Below are 18,037 nucleotides of genomic sequence, written 5' to 3'. Positions count from 1 at the left end.
GGAGGGACGATCATGACAGTAGTAGATGTACATGAAGATTATAAGTCGGTGTTACGAGCGATTGAAGAGTGTTCTTCAACGTATCAGTTAGACGCCACTGAGATGACAAAAATGATAAATGAATTAGAGGCAGCAAAAAAAGAAGTGAGCCAACAAGCTTTATTTTATTCTTTAAATAAAATCGCGATGGACCAGCCGGATTGGACCTTTGTTGCCGCACGAATCTATTTAACTGAACTATACAAACAAGCTTCGCAAAATCGAAATTATGATTCATCACATGCATATGGGGACTTTTACGACTTGCTAGAAACGTTAACAGAGAAAGGCATCTACTCTCCTAAACTGCTGCAAATGTATACAGAGGAAGAAATTCGACAATTAGCAGCAACAATCAATCCAGAACAAGATAAGTTGTTTAACTATATCGGTCTATTCCTTTTTGCTGACAGATACTTAGCAAGAGATCACGACAGAAATGTGTACGAGCTTCCTCAAGAACGATTCATGGTCATTGCGATGACCATAATGATGTACGAATCGAAAACCAAAAGACTAGAATTAGTAAAAGAAGCTTACTGGGCTCTTAGTCATTTATATATGACGGTAGCCACACCGACCCTATCAAATGCAGGGAAGAACTTTGGTCAGTTGTCCTCTTGTTTTATTGACACAGTGGATGATTCGCTTGACGGCATATATTTGAACAATTGGGATATTGCCCGCTTAAGTAAAGAAGGCGGTGGCATCGGAATATATTACGGCAAGGTTCGTGCACTAGGTTCTGATATCAAGAGGTTCAAAGGAATGTCCTCTGGGGTCGTGCCTTGGATTCGCTTGATTAATGATACAGCCGTAAGTGTGGATCAACTAGGTCAAAGACAAGGGGCCGTTGCCATATATTTAGATGTGTTCCACAAAGACGTGATGAATGGCTTCCTTGAACTAAAGACCAATAACGGGGATGAGAGAAGAAAAGCGCATGATATTTTCACAGGAGTCACCATCCCTGATTTATTTATGGAAAAGCTTCAAGAGAAAGATGAGAACGGCAGAAGTGTTGGGGAATGGCATACATTCTGTCCACACCAAGTGAAGCAGCTGATGGGATGGAAGGACGAGAACGGCAACCCGCTTGGCCTGGAAGATTTTTACGATGAAAAAGATCGAAAGTATTTTACGGAAAAATACGAAGAAGCCGTGAATCAGCCTCTTTTACCAAGAAAAACCTACCGTGCGATGGATATTATGGCGCGAATTATGGTGGCGCAGTTAGAAACAGGTACGCCATATATGTTCTATCGAGACGAGGTAAATCGTCAAAATCCAAACAAACGTAGTGAAGGAAGGACATCTATCTACTGCAGTAATCTTTGTACGGAAATTGCCCAAAACATGTCCTCTACAACCATTGTAAAAGAATACAAGGATGAAGATGGCAACTTAGTCATCGTGAGAAAGCCAGGCGAATTTGTTGTATGTAATCTATCATCTATCAATCTGGCAAAGGCTTATGGTGCCAATGAACTCCAACGATTAATTACCATTCAAGTTCGTATGTTAGACAATGTGATTGACTTAAATACCATTCCGGTCGGACAAGCCGAATTAACCAATCAAAAGTATCGAGCGGTCGGTCTAGGTACGTTCGGGTGGCATCATTTGTTGGCCTTACAATCGATTCATTGGGAATCAGAGGAAGCGGTCCGATTTGCTGATGAACTATACGAAAATATTGCCTATTATACGATTCGCGCTTCTATGGAGCTTGCTAAAGAAAAAGGGTCCTTCAGCCAATTTGACACGTCGGAATGGGCTTCTGGTAAATATTTCGAGCGAAGAAATTACACGTCAGAGCGTTGGAGTGAACTAAAGGAACAAGTGCAAGCGAACGGTATTCGTAATGGCTGGTTAATGGCGATTGCTCCGAATTCTTCTACGGCAAAAATTGGTGGCTCTACAGATGGAATTGATCCGTTGTACGCGGTTGAATATGCGGAGGAAAAGAAGAACTTTAAGTTCAAGGTTACCGCACCTGATTTGAACCATCGTACATACACGTACTACCGAAGAGCAAGGCATGAGCTAGACCAAGTGTGGAGTATTCGCCAAAACGCGGCCCGTCAACGTCATATCGATCAGTCTATCAGTTTTAATTTGTATGTGAGACATGATATTAAAGCAAAAGACTTGCTAAATTTACACATAGAAGCTTGGAAGCAAGGGTTAAAAACAACGTATTACGTAAGAAGTACGTCACAGTCAGAGATTGAAGAATGTGAAGCTTGCCATAGCTAAGCCTGAAAGGAGAAGTGACAATGTCAATCAACGCACCATTGAACAAGATTAAGCTGTTGAACCCAACTTTCCCCAATCGTTCAACAGGCATTATTAACGGGCAATCTTCGGGTCTATTAAACTGGAATGATATCGCCTACCCGCAAATGTATGATCTGTATCAAACCTTGCTGTCTAATTTTTGGAAGGCGCAAGAAATCAATATGCAAGATGATATTAAACAGTGGGATTCTTTATCCTCCCACGAAAAGGATATCTTCCTAAGAGTAAATACGCAGCTTGCGTCCCTTGATAGCCTTCAAACACCAACGATGAGTCAAGTGCTCGATTATGTGACGGATTCTAGTTTTAAGGCCATCTTTGCGGTCATTGCTCAGCAGGAGGCCGTTCATAACGAATCGTATTCCTATATATTAAGTTCCTTGGTTCCAGTTAGTGAACAAAATGCACGCTTCAATCAGGCAAAGGATGATCCTATCGTACAAAAGAGAAATCAGCTCATCCTGGATGCGTATGAAAAGTTCCGTTCCCATCCATCTGCTCAAAACCTTTATGAACTAGGAATTAACTCGATTATTTTAGAAGGCATCTATTTCTATGCGGGCTTTGCGTTTTTCTATAATCTGGCTCGTCAGCAAAAGATGTTAAAGACGAGTACGATGATTAGCTATATCCAAAGAGATGAGATGCAGCATGCGTATTTTATTTCTCAGTTTGTGCGCATAATGTTAACGGAAAATCCAGAACTAAATAACTCAGCAAACATTCAATATGCATACGATCGCATCAAAGAAGCGGTGGAGCTTGAGAAGGAATGGGCAGGAGAAATTTTAAAAGAGATCAACGGAATTGACCTGGAAGAGTTCGGACAATATGTGGAGTATTTAGCCAATAAAAGACTTCGCCAATTGGGTCTGAACCATCTTTATGGTGACCGTGACAACTCGATGCCATGGATTCAAGTGTTTAGTGACGAAATGATCAATGACACCAAGTCAGACTTTTTTGAGCAGAAATCCCGTACCTATACAAAGGTGACACAGTCCAATGGCTTTGACGAATTATAATACAAAGGTAGCTATTATTTATTCATCGATTACAGGGAATACGGAAGAATTAATGAACTTGCTTTTTAGCTATTTTCAGTCTTATTCAGTAAAAGTGACGAAGATTAAAATAGAGGATTTTGACTTGCAAACAATTAGTGAGTATGATGTTATCGTTATTGGAACATACACATGGGGGAACGGAGAAATCCCGGCTGAATTGAGATCACTGTATCACGAATTTGAACGTCAATATGTAGGTCATCTTGTTACGGGTGTCGTTGGTACAGGTGACCGCTTCTATCCTAATTTTTGTGGGGCGGTAGATGAATTTAGAGACATGCTTTATGTACATACTATCTTAACAGCTACAATGAAGATTGAATTAACCCCACAAAAGCAGGACCAGTATAAATGTGAGAAATTTGTCCGTCTCCTAATGGAGCGAATAAAAGGGCAACGAAGTGCATAAAAAAGCAGCGCCAGGGGTCAAAAACCTGGTGCTGTTTTTTTCTATAGATGTGAAGGCTTTTTTGAATTGCTTCTAGAATTTAATGGTAGGATGATCAAGTAAAGGGGTGATTACTTGTTAATTTATACCCGGGTCATTATGTTCTTTTTATTAGGTATGGTTTTCTTTAATGATGTGCCTAAAGATAACCTTTACTTAAAAGGATACGTTATTTTTGCTGTTATTGTTTTCGTTTGTAATCATTTTCTCATCATATCGGAGAAACATGTGAGAATTTCGTTTTATCTTATATTACTCGATGGGCTATTGAGCTTTTCGTTTGGGATATTCTTTCCTCATATGACATTGTATTTAATATTATTCGGAATAGTAGCCGTTACGTTAGCGATTCATGAATCGAGTAAAATTCGATTGTGGATGGGTTTCGCTATGTTTTTTCTCTCTTGGGGAATAGTCATGGTCTACAGTGCGAGAGTCATGGGGGATTGGGCTATCTTCGAGAATTTGATAAGTGGCTCGTTTGTTGGCTTTGGAGCAGTGGTAGGGAGTTTAATTCGAAAATTATATGATGCTCAAGAAACGATGGATGCTCAGTATAAACAATTAAATGAGTCGCACGTGGCGTTGACGGATGCTCACCAGCAACTACGCCTCTATTCTGAACAAGTAGAAAGCTTAACAACTATACGTGAACGAAACCGGATTGCAAGAGATATTCATGATACGGTGGGACATAAAATGACTGCCTTGATCGTACAATTGGAATTGGCTCGTGAGCTACTCAAGTTAGATTCCAGAAAGTCGGAAGATACGTTAAAGACCTGTGACAATCTAGCAAGAGGGGCCTTACAGGAGCTGCGATTTTCTGTGCGGACGCTTCATGAGGATGAGGGTGAGGAGTATAGGTTCATTCCAATGATACGGACGATGCTCAATGATTTCCGTGAGTCCACTCAGTTGGAAGCGAAGCTAAGTGTTTCTGGAGATCCTGTTGTCGTTCCTATATCCCTTCAACCAACTCTTATCCGTATCATCCAGGAATCAGTCACAAATGCTAAGCGCCACGGAGGTGCCACTATTTGCCATATCAAACTGAACTGTTCGGAAGAAGAAATATTATTAGTGATAATAGATAATGGGATGGGAACAGGATTGATTTCCAAAGGATTTGGATTAATAAATATGAAGGAACGCATTGAAGAGCATGGTGGGTCTGTTACCTTTGAAAGTAATGAAGGTGAAGGGTTCTGCGTAAAGGTGCAATTCCCATTATTAGAAAGAACATGGACTGCGGGGAAAAAAGTATGATAAAAGTCATTGTTGTAGATGATCAGCCACTTATTAGGGACGGACTATCAACATTGCTCGGACTTAGGGAGGAGCTTGAAGTAGTAGGAACTGCTGGCGATGGTGCAGCCGCATTTGAAAAAGTGAAGGAGCTTGGCCCTGACATTGTCCTTATGGATATTCGGATGCCAGGAACAAACGGGGTAGAGGGAGCAGGACTGATTACAAAATATACAACGGGCACAAAGGTCCTTATGTTAACGACGTTTAAGGATCATGATCTTATATTTGATGCACTTGAAGAGGGAGCGAGTGGGTACTTGTTAAAAGATATGCCTACAGATACCATCGTTCAGGCTATAAAGACCGTGTACTCTGGTGGGATTGTGTTGCCACCTGATAGTACTTCCCAAATGCTTAAAGAATTAAAGAAAACAAAGGAGCTTGAATATGGAGCTTGCTCGGAGGCACCTAAGGAAGTAGAAGAGCTAACCGAGCGAGAGTTAGAGGTGTTGCGTGAACTCGGTCTTGGACTAAGTAATAAGGAAATGGCTGAGAAGCTTTTTATCACAGAAGGTACGGCAAAGAATCATGTTTCTAATATTATAAGTAAATTAGGGGTAAGGGACCGAACACAGGCAGCAATATTTGCAGTAAGATATGGAATTACGACCTTTCATAAATAAGTGCACATGACTTTTAGCATATGGGTATAATCGAAGACCTTTTTACAGGTCTTTTTTTCATGATCTAATTTCTATCTTGAGCTACATGGAATGATTCCCCTTTATCGCTAAGATAAAGGATAGCTAGTAAAGGGAAGGAGTGACATGCATGCTTCAAGTAGAAAATGTACTGAAAAGCTATGATAAAAATAAGGTTGTCCGTGGGGTGTCCTTTCATGTCCAAAAAGGAGAGAGCTTTGGTCTACTTGGTCCAAATGGAGCGGGAAAATCAACAACAATAGGAATGATTTCAGGCATTATTACCCCTGATCAGGGAGAAATAAAAGTCGATGGTTTATCAATAAAGAAGAATGCATTGGACATCAAAAGGAAAATTGGTGTAGTACCGCAGGAAATTGCCTTGTATCCCACGTTGTCAGCGAAAGAAAATTTAGTGTTCTGGGGGAAAATGTATGGATTATCTCGGAATGAGGCAGTAAAGCGTGCTACTGAGGTATTGGAATATGTGGGATTAGGTGAGCGTGCAAAAGAGAAAATTGAAACCTTTTCTGGTGGTATGAAGCGAAGAGTGAATATTGGTGCGTCTCTTATGCACAAACCGGAACTTTTAGTTATGGATGAACCAACGGTCGGAATCGACCCCCAATCGAGAAATCATATTTTAGAAACAGTAAAAGAACTTAATAAAAATGGAATGACCATTATTTACACCAGTCATTACATGGAAGAGGTTGAATTTCTATGCAACCGTATTGGAATCATTGATAAAGGGAAAATGATTGCCCTTGGAACAAAGAAGGATTTGTTTCAACGTGTAGCAGAGGGAACGATCATAAAAATAAGTGTTAGTCAACTGGATGAGTCATTCTTAAACATAGTAAAGGAGATCGACGAAGTAGGGAAGGTCATTCCACACCCTGAGGACCTTACTATCGAAATATTTGTTACGAACCATCAAAAGGTAGTAGGTGAAATCATTACACTTGCTGTACAGGCAAAGGTAGATGTTCAGTCATTGGAAGTGAATGAACCTAACTTAGAGAGCTTATTCCTTTCATTAACAGGAAGATCTTTAAGGGACTAGGAGGAGAGAAAAGTGAAAAAGAGTCTTCTAATTGCCTGGAAGGATTTTACCATTCGAATAAAAGATAGAAAAGGATTTATCACCATGCTGTTAACTCCACTTTTATTAACGGCTATACTTGGGTTTGCTTTAAACTCGGTAATGGGTGGAGAAGGGGGATTCCCTGAAACAAAAGTAGGAATTTATATAAGTGATGACGATAAATTGGCAGAGAATTTTGTGGTGGATGTACTACCAACTTTTTCCTTCGTGACCATAAAAGAAAGTAAAAGTGAAGAAGAACTAAAAGATCTACTTACCGAAGGAAAAGTCGATGTTGGAGTCTCCTTTCCTGAAGAGTGGAGCAGTGGGAGTAATCAAGGGGCCTTAAAGAACGTTACCATACTAGAAAAACCGGATCAAAGAACCAAAACCACTCTGATTGAATCTATGCTGAAATCGTATAGTGAGCAGGTTCAAATACATGCAGTAACGACGAGGACAGTAATGCAGGACATAAGTGCCTCAGTTGCAGCCTCTACCGATGAAATAAATATACAGCAAGTAGCCTCAGAAATTCAGCTAGAGCTTCAATCCATAACTGGAGGGGAGCTAAAGCAAGTATCTATTGGTGAGAAAAACGTTGGATCGATGCAGTATTATGCGGCAGCGATGGCTGTGATGTTTGTAATGTTTAATATGACACTGGGGGCCAAATCTCTTTTACAAGAACGAACAACAGAAACGCTCAAACGTTTATCGATGACACCCACGGGGAAAGAATCGATTCTATTCGGGAAATTTTTAGGGACGTTATGGTTTGCTTGTATCCAATTTATGGTCTTTTTTGGAGCAACCTCCACCTTTTTTAAAGTGGATTGGGGCTCTAACCTCTACCAGGTGATAACGGTTGGTTTCTGTTATTCCTTTGCCGTTTCAGGACTATCTATGACGATCGCTGCGTTTGTGAAAGAGGAGAAAACAACCGACGTCATTAGTAGTATCGGTATACAAATTCTAGCTATTTTAGGAGGTTCCATGCTTCCCATTTATTTATTTCCAGAGGGACTGAAAACAATCGCTAGTCTGACTCCGAATAAATGGGCTTTAACAAGCTTCTTAGACATTATGTCGGGGACTACTTGGAGTGAATTGTTTCCAGCCATTTCAATTTTATTATCGTTAGGATGTATAACCCTCGCCCTTGGAACATGGAAGCTGAAAACAAACTAAAGGAGGGAGATTCGTGAGGAAGATTGTAACGATTTGTGGTGTTGAGTTAAAGAGATTATTAAAAAAGAAACAAAGCTATGTTGTTATGTTTTTGATGCCACTTCTATTTACGTTTATTTTTGGCGGTCTTTCTTCAGAGGAGAGTTCAGAAAAAACGAATGTATTACTTGTTGATCACGACGATTCATCTCTTTCAAAGGAATTTACACAGCAACTTAAAGAATCAAATCAACTTTTTACAATAGAGACGGTAAGTGAGAGTAAGATGACCCTTTTACTAGAGTCAAAAAAAGTTGCAGCAGCACTTGTTATTCCTCATGGATTTGAAGAGGAGATTAAGACAAAGAAGGAACCTGAAATGACATTCCTGACAATACCCGAATTTACTTCAAGTGACCCAATAAAAGAGGTAGTCGGAAACCAGTTAATGAAACTTCGCTTACTGGTTTCAGCTTCCTCCGAATGGAGTCGATATAGTGGGGATGAATGGTCGGTTATGTATGAAAAAATAGAATCTAACGTTAGTGAGACTTCATTTCAAATAAATAAAATCAATGTAGAAGAGAAACATTCCAATGCGACTAGTAATGGAGCATCAAGGGTAGCGCCAGGTTTTTCAATTATGTTTGTCATGATTATGATTATGAGTGTAACAGGAACGATTCTAGAGGCAAGGAGTAGTGGGGTGTGGTCACGTTTGCTGATTGCCCCAGCATCTAGATTTGAGATAGCAGTAGGATATCTGTTGTTTTTCTTTGTCATAGGATTTATTCAGTTCTGCATTTTGATTGTGGCTACTCATTATTTATTTGGAGTTCATTGGGGCGACCCTCTGGCAGTACTATTACTTATGGTGGCATTATTGTTAGCAGTCGTCGGAATGGGATTACTCATTGCTACCTTAGTAAAGACGGTAGAGCAACAGGCTGCCATCGGGAATGTTGTTGTCGTTGCCACCTGTATGATCAGCGGGGTGTATTGGCCATTAGAAATTACACCGGAATTTATGCAAAAAATAGCACAGTTTCTGCCGCAAACTTGGGCCATGAGTGGATTTACCGAACTACTAACTAATGGTGGGGGAGTAGTAGACATCATTGACACTATTGGTTTGTTATTCGGTTTTGCCGTCCTATTCTTAGTAATCGGAATGAGTCGAGTAAAGTTTGAGTGAAATATATAGGAGGAGAGGTCATTTGTTAAAACAAATGGCCTTTTTACATGTCTCGCTCCGACGGCTATGGTGTTGTTTACCTTGAGCACAGTCACAAGTGACAGGTGCAATAAGTGCGATCTTCGGTGTTTACTATATTTATAATTTGGGTATAAGTGAAAGTCTCTTTCATTTATGGCTTCAATAATAGCTACAGAGTTTAAAAGAGGGACTGCATTAATGTGGCAGTTCCTCCTTGGTGTTTTCTATAGACAAATGCTAATAGAATAATCTACTATTATAGGTATATTCATATGGATTAAAATTCAAATTTTGTTTGGAAATACCATTCTTTGTTGAGATAAAGAGTGAGGGTAACACAGATGACGGATAAGCAAATGAATGAGCTTGTTAGTTTTTTACTAGCAGGAGATGAAAATAGCTCTTGGAACTTTATATGTAATTTGATAGAAGAAAAAGATAGCTTCTTCTTTTTTGAAGATATCTTAACAAGATGCATGCGTTATATAGGAGAGCTCTGGGAAAATAATGAAATATCGGTTGCTGATGAGCATGTAGCTTCAAATATTTGTAACCTTCTTATTTCCCGATATAATCTTCAATCCAATAACGAAACAACACCTCTTGTTGTAGAAGGTAAGCCGAAAGCGATGTTGTTTTGTATACAGGGAGAAGAGCATTCAATAGGTATGAAAATGGTATCTTCCATCTTTAAAGAAAATGGTTTTGATACCAGATACCTTGGCGCCAATCTTCCTGTTAAGGATTCAGTTATTTACGCAAACATTTGGAGACCGGATGTAATAGGGATTTCTTTATCGATCATATACAATCTTCCTACTCTTTTAGAATGCTTAAAAGAACTTAATCAGTTAGATTATAATCCTGAAATTATTGTAGGAGGGAGAATCACATCCTTGTATCAATTAAAGAGTTATTGTCCGAGTAACGTTGTCGTGATAGAAGGTTTGTACCAATTGCGTTCGTGGCTTACAGGGAACAAGTTATGTGAAAGAGTATATGTATATAGTTGAAAAATCCTTTCAAACCTTTCCGTTTCCATTTTTTGTGGTGGATCAAGATTTTACGATTATAGGAGTTTCGGAAGAGACGCAACTCCAATTTCCTAATGCAAGGAATTTTCTCGAGCTTGTTGATTTAGGAAGTAGAAAGAAAGCAGAACGATTCTTAAAGCCGGTATTCGCAAAAACGAAAGTAGAACTGAATTTAGTAAGAAAGGATTTCAATCTTACTTTATTCGATGTGTATACACAGTGGGAAGATGGTAATCGTTTATATGTGTTTTGCATAGAAAAACAGGAAAGTATTCAGCAAATTCAAACCATCATTCGAAAATTAGAAACTCAATTAGAGAGTGAAAATCTTACGTTGCTAGAGAAACAAGAACAGCTTGAAACCACCTTAAAAAGGATGGAGCAAGTGGTTATAAAGCATGAGAACCTTTCGAGTCTTGGGAAAATTGCTTCAATAATAGCCGGAGATTTGAGAAAACCATTAGTCAGTATTCGAGGCTTCCTTCAACTGCTAAAGCCATATTTAATCGAGACCGGTAAAGACCATTATGCTGATATTGCACTTGAAGAAGTAGAGTATGCAAATAATTTAATTTATGAATTTGTTAGTTCTACTCGACCAACCATTCCGAACAAACAGCAAGTGAATGTACATAAGGTATTAACCGAAGTAATTCAAACTTCCCAAAATGAAGCCCTGAAGATAAACTGTGAAATCAAATATGTGAAGGAACAAATACTCCCTGTTCAGGAACTAGATCCAAAGCAGATGAAACAAGTCCTGCTCAATTTGATTCGAAATGCAATGGATGCGATTCAGGTAAGTCAAAACAGAGGGAAAGGGAGCATTATTCTTAGAACGAGACTTAACAAGAATACCATTGAGATCTCTGTAAAAGACAATGGTTCTGGTATGGAAGAGGATACAGTTAAACGGATGTTTACTCCTTTTTTTACAACAAAAGAAAGAGGAGCAGGAATCGGTCTATCTGTATGTCAAAAGATTGTCGAAAATCATGGTGGAATTATTGAGGTTTCGAGTAAACCTGGGGAAGGTACGAACTTTATCCTTGTTCTACCTTTAGTATAAACAACCTACGTAAGGGTGAAGAAACCATCTAATAGTATTTACGCTGCATGAAGACATAACTGTAATTATTAAATTCTTTTCGGATTGCAGCAAGTTTATGGAAAAAGGAGTATAGTAAGTTTTGAAGATATCAGACAAAGAGTTGATGGATGCTTATGCTGCAGCGTTGAAATTGGCTTTAGATAATGAATTTTTACAGTTGTTAGAGGAAGAAATAGACAAAAGAAATTTAAGACATTTAATAGAAAACTATTCAGTTAAGCAGTGATTGACCTTTTGCCAAATACTATTAGATAAACAAGAAGACCTTTACGAGCAGGTATGGCAGGTTAAATTAATGAGAAGTAAGTGCGATTCTATAAATTTGCTGGAGCAAACCTTAAAGGGAATCCGATAATTTTCATTCATAGGGGATAGGGAATTGACAGAAACTTACTTGGAATTACATGCATTGGATAAAGAATTATTATTTGAGGCATTTGCCCATGCCCCATTAGGAATGGTGTTGTTTGGGATAAATGGAGAGATTATGAAAACTAACTCGTCCTTTTGTCATTTTACAGGGTATTCAGATGAAGAAATCATTCAATTAGGGCTAAGGTATTTAATGTATGAAGAAGACTATGCAACGATAGATTCAAATTATCGAAAGTTAGTTGTTGGAGAAGTGGATGCTTTTCAATTAGAAAAGCGGTTTATACATAAGAATGGTGAAGTGATTTGGGGTTCAATCAGTGCCCATAAAGTTAGTACGTCTCAAAGTGATTATATTATTGGCCATGTGGTTGATATCACATCTAGAAAAAAGATGGAACCAGAAATGGAGAGGCTAAAATCCCAACTAGAATCGTTTATTGACCATCATCTAGATCCAATATTAATCTTTGACGAAAACGGTATTTTAACAAAAGCGAACACCGCGTTTGAAGAAGAATTTGGTTGGAATCTTCAGGAATTACTTGGAGTTAACATGCGAGATGCGAGATTTTTGGCAGATGAAGAAGAAGAGAAATTAAAGGAAAAGGTCCTTCGTGGAGAATGTGTAGAAGGCTATGAAACAACCGTTAATAAGAAAAATGGAATGATGATGGATGTAATGATTACAAGCTTTCCGATTAAAGACCATCAGGGGATTAAGAACGGGATTGCTGTTAGTTTTCGTGACATAACAGACCGAAAACATGCGGAAGAACTAATGATTCAGTCGGAAAAGCTTTCTATTGCTGGACAATTGTCAGCAGCGATTGCTCATGAAATTCGAAATCCGATTACGGCTATAAAAGGCTTTTTAAAGCTATTGCAAAACTCCAATGAAAAAGAGCTGTATTACGAAATTGTTGAGTCAGAAATAGCTCGTATTGAACTGATATTAAGTGAGCTATTATCACTTGCCAAGCCACAAAAAAACAATTTTAAAGAGACCGATTTACGCTTAACCTTAAAGCAATGTATGTCCTTATTAGATGCAGAAGCCAATATGAAAAGTGTTCAGATCGATTTAAAGCACGGAAGTCATCTACCCATTATTCATTGTGATGAGAACCAAATTAAGCAGGTGTTCATTAATTTTATGAAAAATTCCTTTGATGCCATGCCTGACGGAGGGTCGCTACATATTGAGATGGAAAATTGTATGCTGACTTCTGGGATAACCATTCGTTTCAAAGATACCGGCTGTGGAATACCGAAAGAGATCTTAGCCAAGATCGGGCAACCCTTTTATACAACAAAAGAAACGGGAACGGGCTTAGGTTTTATGGTAAGTAAAAATATTATTGAAGGCCACAGTGGCACCTTACATATTTCAAGTGAAGTAAACGTAGGAACAACGATTGAAATCGTCCTGCCAAGCTTTAGTAACATACAATAACCTCATCCAAATGTGGATGAGGTTATAATTTTTATCCAATATAAGCAAGAATTCCTTCATTGTCGTCTAAATGAAGCTTGATCGGAGCATATGGATCTCTTCCTAAGTATTCGTCGAGCCAAAGGCGTAATGCTTCAATTAAATTTGCCGTGATAAGCACTTGTTTTCGGTCATCTACAAACACTTCAGCTGAAAAGCCATAGTCATCGTCATACATCAGCTCAACTTCCACTGCTTCTGGATGTATTTGCTTTTTCCTCGCTGTATAAACACAAACAGCATTAATGATATCTTGTTCAGAAATAATTAGCTTCTCCATGGGTTCGTATTCTCTTGTTTCTTTTTCTTTTTAAGAGCGGTAAAAACCATGCGAATGATGTTTATTAAGATGATAATAGCAAACACATTTATCATGAATCCAAGGATAGAACCTAAGATCCCCATGTTTGCAAAAAGACTACCAAATAATAGACCAGCAAGTCCACCGATCATAAGCCCCTTCATCAGACCGCCGGAGAAGAATCCCTTATTTGCTGTTGATGTAGACTTAGTTGTAGTTGTTGAATCTGTCTTTTTATTTTGAAAGAATGAATTGTTGTTATTGGTAGTGGTATTCGTATTATTGTTAAAGCTTCTTTTTCCAGATTTATACGATTTTGCTTCCACTGTTGTGGTGTGATCTTGGAACACAATGTTTCCAACTGGTGAAAAAATGAGTGCTGCCATTAGCAAAGCTGATAGTAACTTTTTCATTCCTTTTGTTTTCCCCCTGTAATGTATATTTCTACTACTCTATTGTATACGAATGAAAGGGGAAAGGGTTTCATTTTTATTAAAATAAATAGAATGGAAAGAGAATCCATTCTATTATGAGACATTAAGACGCTTTTGTTTCTACTAGTTGGGATGGAGCAGACTTCTTTTCGAAAGCTCCAAGGAGCATTCCGATAGCTGTTCCAACTAAAGCAGGTGTAATCCATTCGAGACCAACAGAGGCAAGTGGGAGTGCTTTTGCTATCGATTGTAATAACCCTAGATTTACTCCAGCTGTGGTGAGACCACTATTAATAGCGAAAATACTAGTAAATAACATCGCGCTTCCATATACTTTACGAATATTTTTGTAATAACGACTAAAGAATGTCAGGACTGTTAAAACGATCGTTAGCGGGTAAGCAGTCACAAGGAACGGAACTGAAACTTTTAAAATTTGTGCAAGTCCCATGTTGGAAAGTGTAAATCCAATGACCGTAACGATAAGGGCCACTTTCCGATAACTTACTTTAGGCAGAAGCTTGGAGAAATACTGTCCACAAGCAACCGTAAGACCGACGACTGTTGTAAAACAAGCCAATGTGAAAATAACTCCAAGTAGTGCCTTACCACTTGAACCAAGTAAAAGTGTGGATACTGCTGTTAACAAATCCGTGCCACTAGCGTATAAACCTGTAGAAGCCATTTTTCCACCAATAAGTCCGAGACTTACATAAACTAGTGAGAGAAGAACTCCGGCTACAAGTGCTGCCTTCAATGTATACTTGGTTAATTGTTTCTTATCTGTAATCCCTCTTTGCTTAATCGCTGATAAAATAACAATTCCAAACGCGAGAGAGGCGAGAGCATCCATCGTGTTATATCCTTCGATAAAGCCTGTAGAAAAGGCATTCGCTTGATACTGCTCAGCAGGAGTTTGTAAATCACCATCCATATTCGTTAAACCGATGGTGCATAAAGTAACCATAGCCACGAGTAAGACCGGAGTAATCCAGCGTCCCATATATTGTTCCATCTTCGAAGGGTTTAAACTCACGACAAATACAAGGGCAAAAAAGACAGCAGAAAATACTAATAAAACGAAAGATGAATGGATGGAGCTACCTAAGAACGGCTTGACTCCCATTTCGTAAGCAACTGTTGCGTTCCTCGGAATGGCTAAGAATGGTCCGATAGAAAGGTATACAATTACCATAAAAATCGTACTAAACCAGGGATGAACACGATTGCCAATTTCTTCGGCACCATCTTTAACTAGTGAAACGGCAAGAAGCACAGCAAAAGGCAATCCTACACCTGTTAAAATAAATCCGCCAATCGCTAGCCAATAAGAGGTGCCCGCTTGTGCTCCTAATACCGGAGGGAAGATTAAATTCCCCGCTCCAAAAAACATAGAGAATAACATTAATCCGATAACCAAAGTGTCAAATTTCTTCATTTTCTTTTCCCCTTTTCTATTTTAGAAAAATAAAAAGACCCGCCCCTAATGAAAGGGACGAGTCTGATAGCTCGCGTTACCACCCTAATTCCGCTGCCAAAAAAGCAGTCGGCTCTTAGTCAACGTACCAACATACGTGATCCTTGTAACGGCGGAACCCGTCAAAGCTTACTATCGTTCAGCTTTGCATCTCGGAGATGATTTTCAAATTCAGCTTGAACATCGACTTTCACCACACGTCGACTCTCTTTAGTACAAGGGTTGAATCCTACTCTTCTCGTCATCAATTTGTAATATGTTTAATAATTTAACAAATGAAAAATGTTATGTCAATATATTTTGAACATTTATATTTTTACTAATTGGATGAATATATTTATTATTCTCTTTAAAACTCCCGCCACATTGCAGGAGTTCATCCTATTTCATCTGAAAATATGTATCTAGTACTCTTCGCCCGATGGTTAAGTTCGGGGAGGGGCCTGTGTCTCCTGTGTATACCCACGGAACAATGACGGCCATGGCTACTTCTGGGTTATTAGAAGGAGCGTAGCTGATTAAGCTCACATTCATTACTTCAGGTGGTGAATTCTTAGGGTACTGATCGCGATCCGGTCCATCGTAGAAGGATTGAGCGGTACCTGTTTTTCCTGCAGGGCTGTAAGGTGCAGAACCAAAGGCTTTAGCTCCAGTTCCAGAGGTCATGACTCTGCGGAAACCGGTTTGAACTCGTTCCACCCATTCGTCCTTCATGCTTACCCGGTTTAAGATATTTGGTTGTATTTCTTTGTAAATCGGGCCAAGCTTTTCACTAGTCGTCCCAGGCTCACGGATTTCTTTTACAATATGCGGCTGGATGCGATAGCCTCCATTTGCAATCGTGGCAGCATATTGGGCAAGCTGCATCGTTGTGTATGTATCGTATTGTCCAATAACTAGGTCAAGCGCAAAACCTGGCTTAGTAGAAGGTCCTTTAAATCCGGTCATTTCATTTGGGAGGTCTATTCCTGTTTTTGCACCTAAGCCAAATTGAGCAAAGGAATCTCTTATTTTTGAAAAAGTATCTGGAGCTAAGCTTAATGGACCATTTGGCACATACTGTGCTCCTCCAATTTTGATAGCGGTACGGAACATATACACGTTAGAGGATTGCTCTAAGGCATACAAGTCATTAATGGAGCCCATATTTCTCCAAGACTTTTTCACTGGAGTCCCTTTAATAGAAAGAGGTGCGTCCAAAAGGGGAGTACCTGGAGCAATGGCCCCGGTTTGGTATCCCGTAAGTACGGTTGCTCCCTTGACGGAGGATCCGACATTATAGGAGGTAGTAATGTTGCCAAGTGCGAAGTCCTGGATTTCTAAATTTCCGGTTTCTTCACTTCTTGCTAAAAGCTTTCCGGCCATGGTTAGGATTTCACCAGTATTAGGGTCCATTAGAACAACAAAGGCACGGTCAAGAAACTTTGTTCCGCCAAATCCTCGTTTCGTAGCGAGAAGCTCTTCTTCAAGGATCTTTTCAATCGCAAGCTGTAAGTCCATATCAATGGTAAGTATCAGGTCCTTGCCCCGCGATCCATCGGATACGGGCACCGTTCCTACGATATTGCCGGATTTGTCTTTTAAGTATTTGATTTTGGATTTATTTCCGCGCAGAACATCTTCATATTGATATTCCAGATAGCTTTTTCCGACACGATCATTTCTACTATAGCCACGAGAGAGATAGTAATCTAGTTGTTCGGCTGGTATTCCTTCTTCACTTGTTGTTGTTTTTCCTAATATGGTTTTTAAGGTATTTTCGAATGCATATGTACGTTCCCAGTCCGTAACCGTGTCTACTCCAGGTAAAAAGTTGAGATTCTCACTAACACTTGAAAATTCCTTATCTGTTACATCCACATTTTTTACGAGATGGGGCGTATACTCGTAACCACTTGCAAATTCACGGTAAATGGCGATAACTTGCATATCTTTCTCTTTTAGAGAGGCTAGATCTTCCTCGGTGATCCTATCTAGTAAAGTGTTGTAATATTTTTTGTTAAACTCTTTTTCACTTTCTGCAGCATCTCTCATTGCCTCTTCTTCAGCTTTGGTTATTTTCTCTTTTACTAATAAAGGATTTTTTAATATCCAATAATCCTTTTTGTCACGATCTCTCACTTTCTTTGTATCCATTTTGATGAGTTCAGAGAGGTTTTCTGCTGTTTTTAACATTTCCTCCTGACTGGCTCCCCAGTTTGTGTATGTAATCGCCTTTTGAGCAATATTGTCTACTATTATTTTTCCGTTCCGATCGTACATCTTTCCGCGTGGAACAGGCTGGCTCACCACAATTTCATTGGTCCTTTCGAGTTCTTCCTTGTAAGCTACCCCTTGGACCATTTGCACAGTGCCTAAACGCACAATTAGGATAACGAATAAGACAAACACAATAAAAAATAGGAGGTTTACTCGTAAGGGAACATGCCTCCGCTTGCTGGCTTTTTTCTTCATACACTTCACTCCTTAGAAGGGAACAATTATGCTGGTATATATTTCTATTTTTATCATAATCTATGACGTTCTTAATAAC

16 protein-coding genes and 1 other annotated feature are annotated in these 18,037 nt (G+C 39.1%); of the genes, 12 read left to right on the top strand and 4 right to left on the bottom strand.

The annotated features are described in order from the left end of the window. The first annotated feature begins 12 nt into the window (after nucleotides 1–12). From M3175_RS19705 to M3175_RS19650, 12 genes are all read left to right on the top strand, one after another. Entirely contained in the window at nucleotides 13–2,298 is a 2,286-nt protein-coding gene (locus M3175_RS19705; RefSeq protein ID WP_251522726.1) for a ribonucleoside-diphosphate reductase subunit alpha, read from the top strand. Between the two features lie 20 nt (nucleotides 2,299–2,318). After that, the gene (locus tag M3175_RS19700) at nucleotides 2,319–3,365 is read left to right on the top strand and encodes a ribonucleotide-diphosphate reductase subunit beta (protein ID WP_251522724.1); all 1,047 of its coding nucleotides are present in this window, start codon (nucleotides 2,319–2,321) and stop codon (nucleotides 3,363–3,365) included. Then, on the top strand, nucleotides 3,346–3,816 hold the full coding sequence (locus M3175_RS19695) for a flavodoxin domain-containing protein (RefSeq protein WP_251522721.1): 471 nt from the start codon (nucleotides 3,346–3,348) through the stop codon (nucleotides 3,814–3,816). Before M3175_RS19700 ends, M3175_RS19695 begins: the two co-directional genes overlap by 20 nt. A 114-nt stretch (nucleotides 3,817–3,930) precedes the next feature. Next, nucleotides 3,931–5,124, top strand: coding sequence for a sensor histidine kinase (locus tag M3175_RS19690; protein ID WP_251522719.1), 1,194 nt, complete (start codon nucleotides 3,931–3,933; stop codon nucleotides 5,122–5,124). After that, nucleotides 5,121–5,789 carry a response regulator gene (locus M3175_RS19685; protein WP_251522717.1) on the top strand — a complete coding sequence of 223 codons (669 nt, stop codon included), beginning with the start codon at nucleotides 5,121–5,123 and terminating at the stop codon, nucleotides 5,787–5,789. The genes M3175_RS19690 and M3175_RS19685 overlap by 4 nt, the downstream gene beginning before the upstream one ends. Nucleotides 5,790–5,937: 148 nt before the next feature. Continuing rightward, a complete protein-coding gene (locus M3175_RS19680) occupies nucleotides 5,938–6,873 on the top strand; it encodes an ABC transporter ATP-binding protein (protein WP_251522715.1) in 936 nt (311 codons plus the stop codon). A 12-nt stretch (nucleotides 6,874–6,885) separates the two neighbouring features. Next, complete coding sequence (locus M3175_RS19675; protein ID WP_251522713.1) at nucleotides 6,886–8,085, top strand: ABC transporter permease; 1,200 nt, start codon at nucleotides 6,886–6,888, stop codon at nucleotides 8,083–8,085. Nucleotides 8,086–8,098: 13 nt separating this feature from the next. Continuing rightward, on the top strand, nucleotides 8,099–9,259 hold the full coding sequence (locus M3175_RS19670; RefSeq protein WP_251522711.1) for an ABC transporter permease: 1,161 nt from the start codon (nucleotides 8,099–8,101) through the stop codon (nucleotides 9,257–9,259). A 362-nt stretch (nucleotides 9,260–9,621) separates the two neighbouring features. Beyond that, nucleotides 9,622–10,293: a cobalamin B12-binding domain-containing protein gene (locus M3175_RS19665; protein ID WP_251522709.1), complete on the top strand. Its 672-nt coding sequence runs from the start codon at nucleotides 9,622–9,624 to the stop codon at nucleotides 10,291–10,293. Beyond that, complete coding sequence (locus tag M3175_RS25095; RefSeq protein WP_251522707.1) at nucleotides 10,268–11,383, top strand: two-component system sensor histidine kinase NtrB; 1,116 nt, start codon at nucleotides 10,268–10,270, stop codon at nucleotides 11,381–11,383. Before M3175_RS19665 ends, M3175_RS25095 begins: the two co-directional genes overlap by 26 nt. Before the next feature lie 121 nt (nucleotides 11,384–11,504). Next, the gene (gene sda, locus M3175_RS19655; protein WP_251522705.1) at nucleotides 11,505–11,651 is read left to right on the top strand and encodes a sporulation histidine kinase inhibitor Sda; all 147 of its coding nucleotides are present in this window, start codon (nucleotides 11,505–11,507) and stop codon (nucleotides 11,649–11,651) included. A gap of 153 nt (nucleotides 11,652–11,804) precedes the next feature. Further along, on the top strand, nucleotides 11,805–13,253 hold the full coding sequence (locus tag M3175_RS19650; protein ID WP_251522703.1) for a PAS domain-containing sensor histidine kinase: 1,449 nt from the start codon (nucleotides 11,805–11,807) through the stop codon (nucleotides 13,251–13,253). Nucleotides 13,254–13,284: 31 nt separating this feature from the next. Here the strand turns inward: M3175_RS19650 and M3175_RS19645 are convergent, their stop codons facing one another. From M3175_RS19645 to M3175_RS19630, 4 genes are all read right to left on the bottom strand, one after another. Then, the gene (locus M3175_RS19645; RefSeq protein WP_251522701.1) at nucleotides 13,285–13,572 is read right to left on the bottom strand and encodes a YxcD family protein; all 288 of its coding nucleotides are present in this window, start codon (nucleotides 13,570–13,572) and stop codon (nucleotides 13,285–13,287) included. Beyond that, on the bottom strand, nucleotides 13,560–14,006 hold the full coding sequence (locus M3175_RS19640) for a hypothetical protein (RefSeq protein ID WP_251522699.1): 447 nt from the start codon (nucleotides 14,004–14,006) through the stop codon (nucleotides 13,560–13,562). The genes M3175_RS19645 and M3175_RS19640 overlap by 13 nt, the downstream gene beginning before the upstream one ends. A gap of 124 nt (nucleotides 14,007–14,130) precedes the next feature. Continuing rightward, nucleotides 14,131–15,465, bottom strand: a complete 1,335-nt coding sequence (gene brnQ, locus M3175_RS19635) for a branched-chain amino acid transport system II carrier protein (protein WP_251522697.1) — start codon at nucleotides 15,463–15,465, stop codon at nucleotides 14,131–14,133. A gap of 50 nt (nucleotides 15,466–15,515) precedes the next feature. Beyond that, nucleotides 15,516–15,758: a binding site (T-box leader), on the bottom strand. A gap of 127 nt (nucleotides 15,759–15,885) precedes the next feature. Further along, nucleotides 15,886–17,958, bottom strand: a complete 2,073-nt coding sequence (locus M3175_RS19630) for a peptidoglycan D,D-transpeptidase FtsI family protein (RefSeq protein ID WP_251522696.1) — start codon at nucleotides 17,956–17,958, stop codon at nucleotides 15,886–15,888. Between the last annotated feature and the right edge of the window lie 79 nt (nucleotides 17,959–18,037).

Source organism: Robertmurraya korlensis (genome assembly GCF_023715225.1).
In the GTDB taxonomy this organism is placed as follows: Bacteria; Bacillota; Bacilli; order Bacillales; family Cytobacillaceae; genus Robertmurraya_A.
This window is presented reverse-complemented; position numbering and strand designations above follow the sequence as displayed.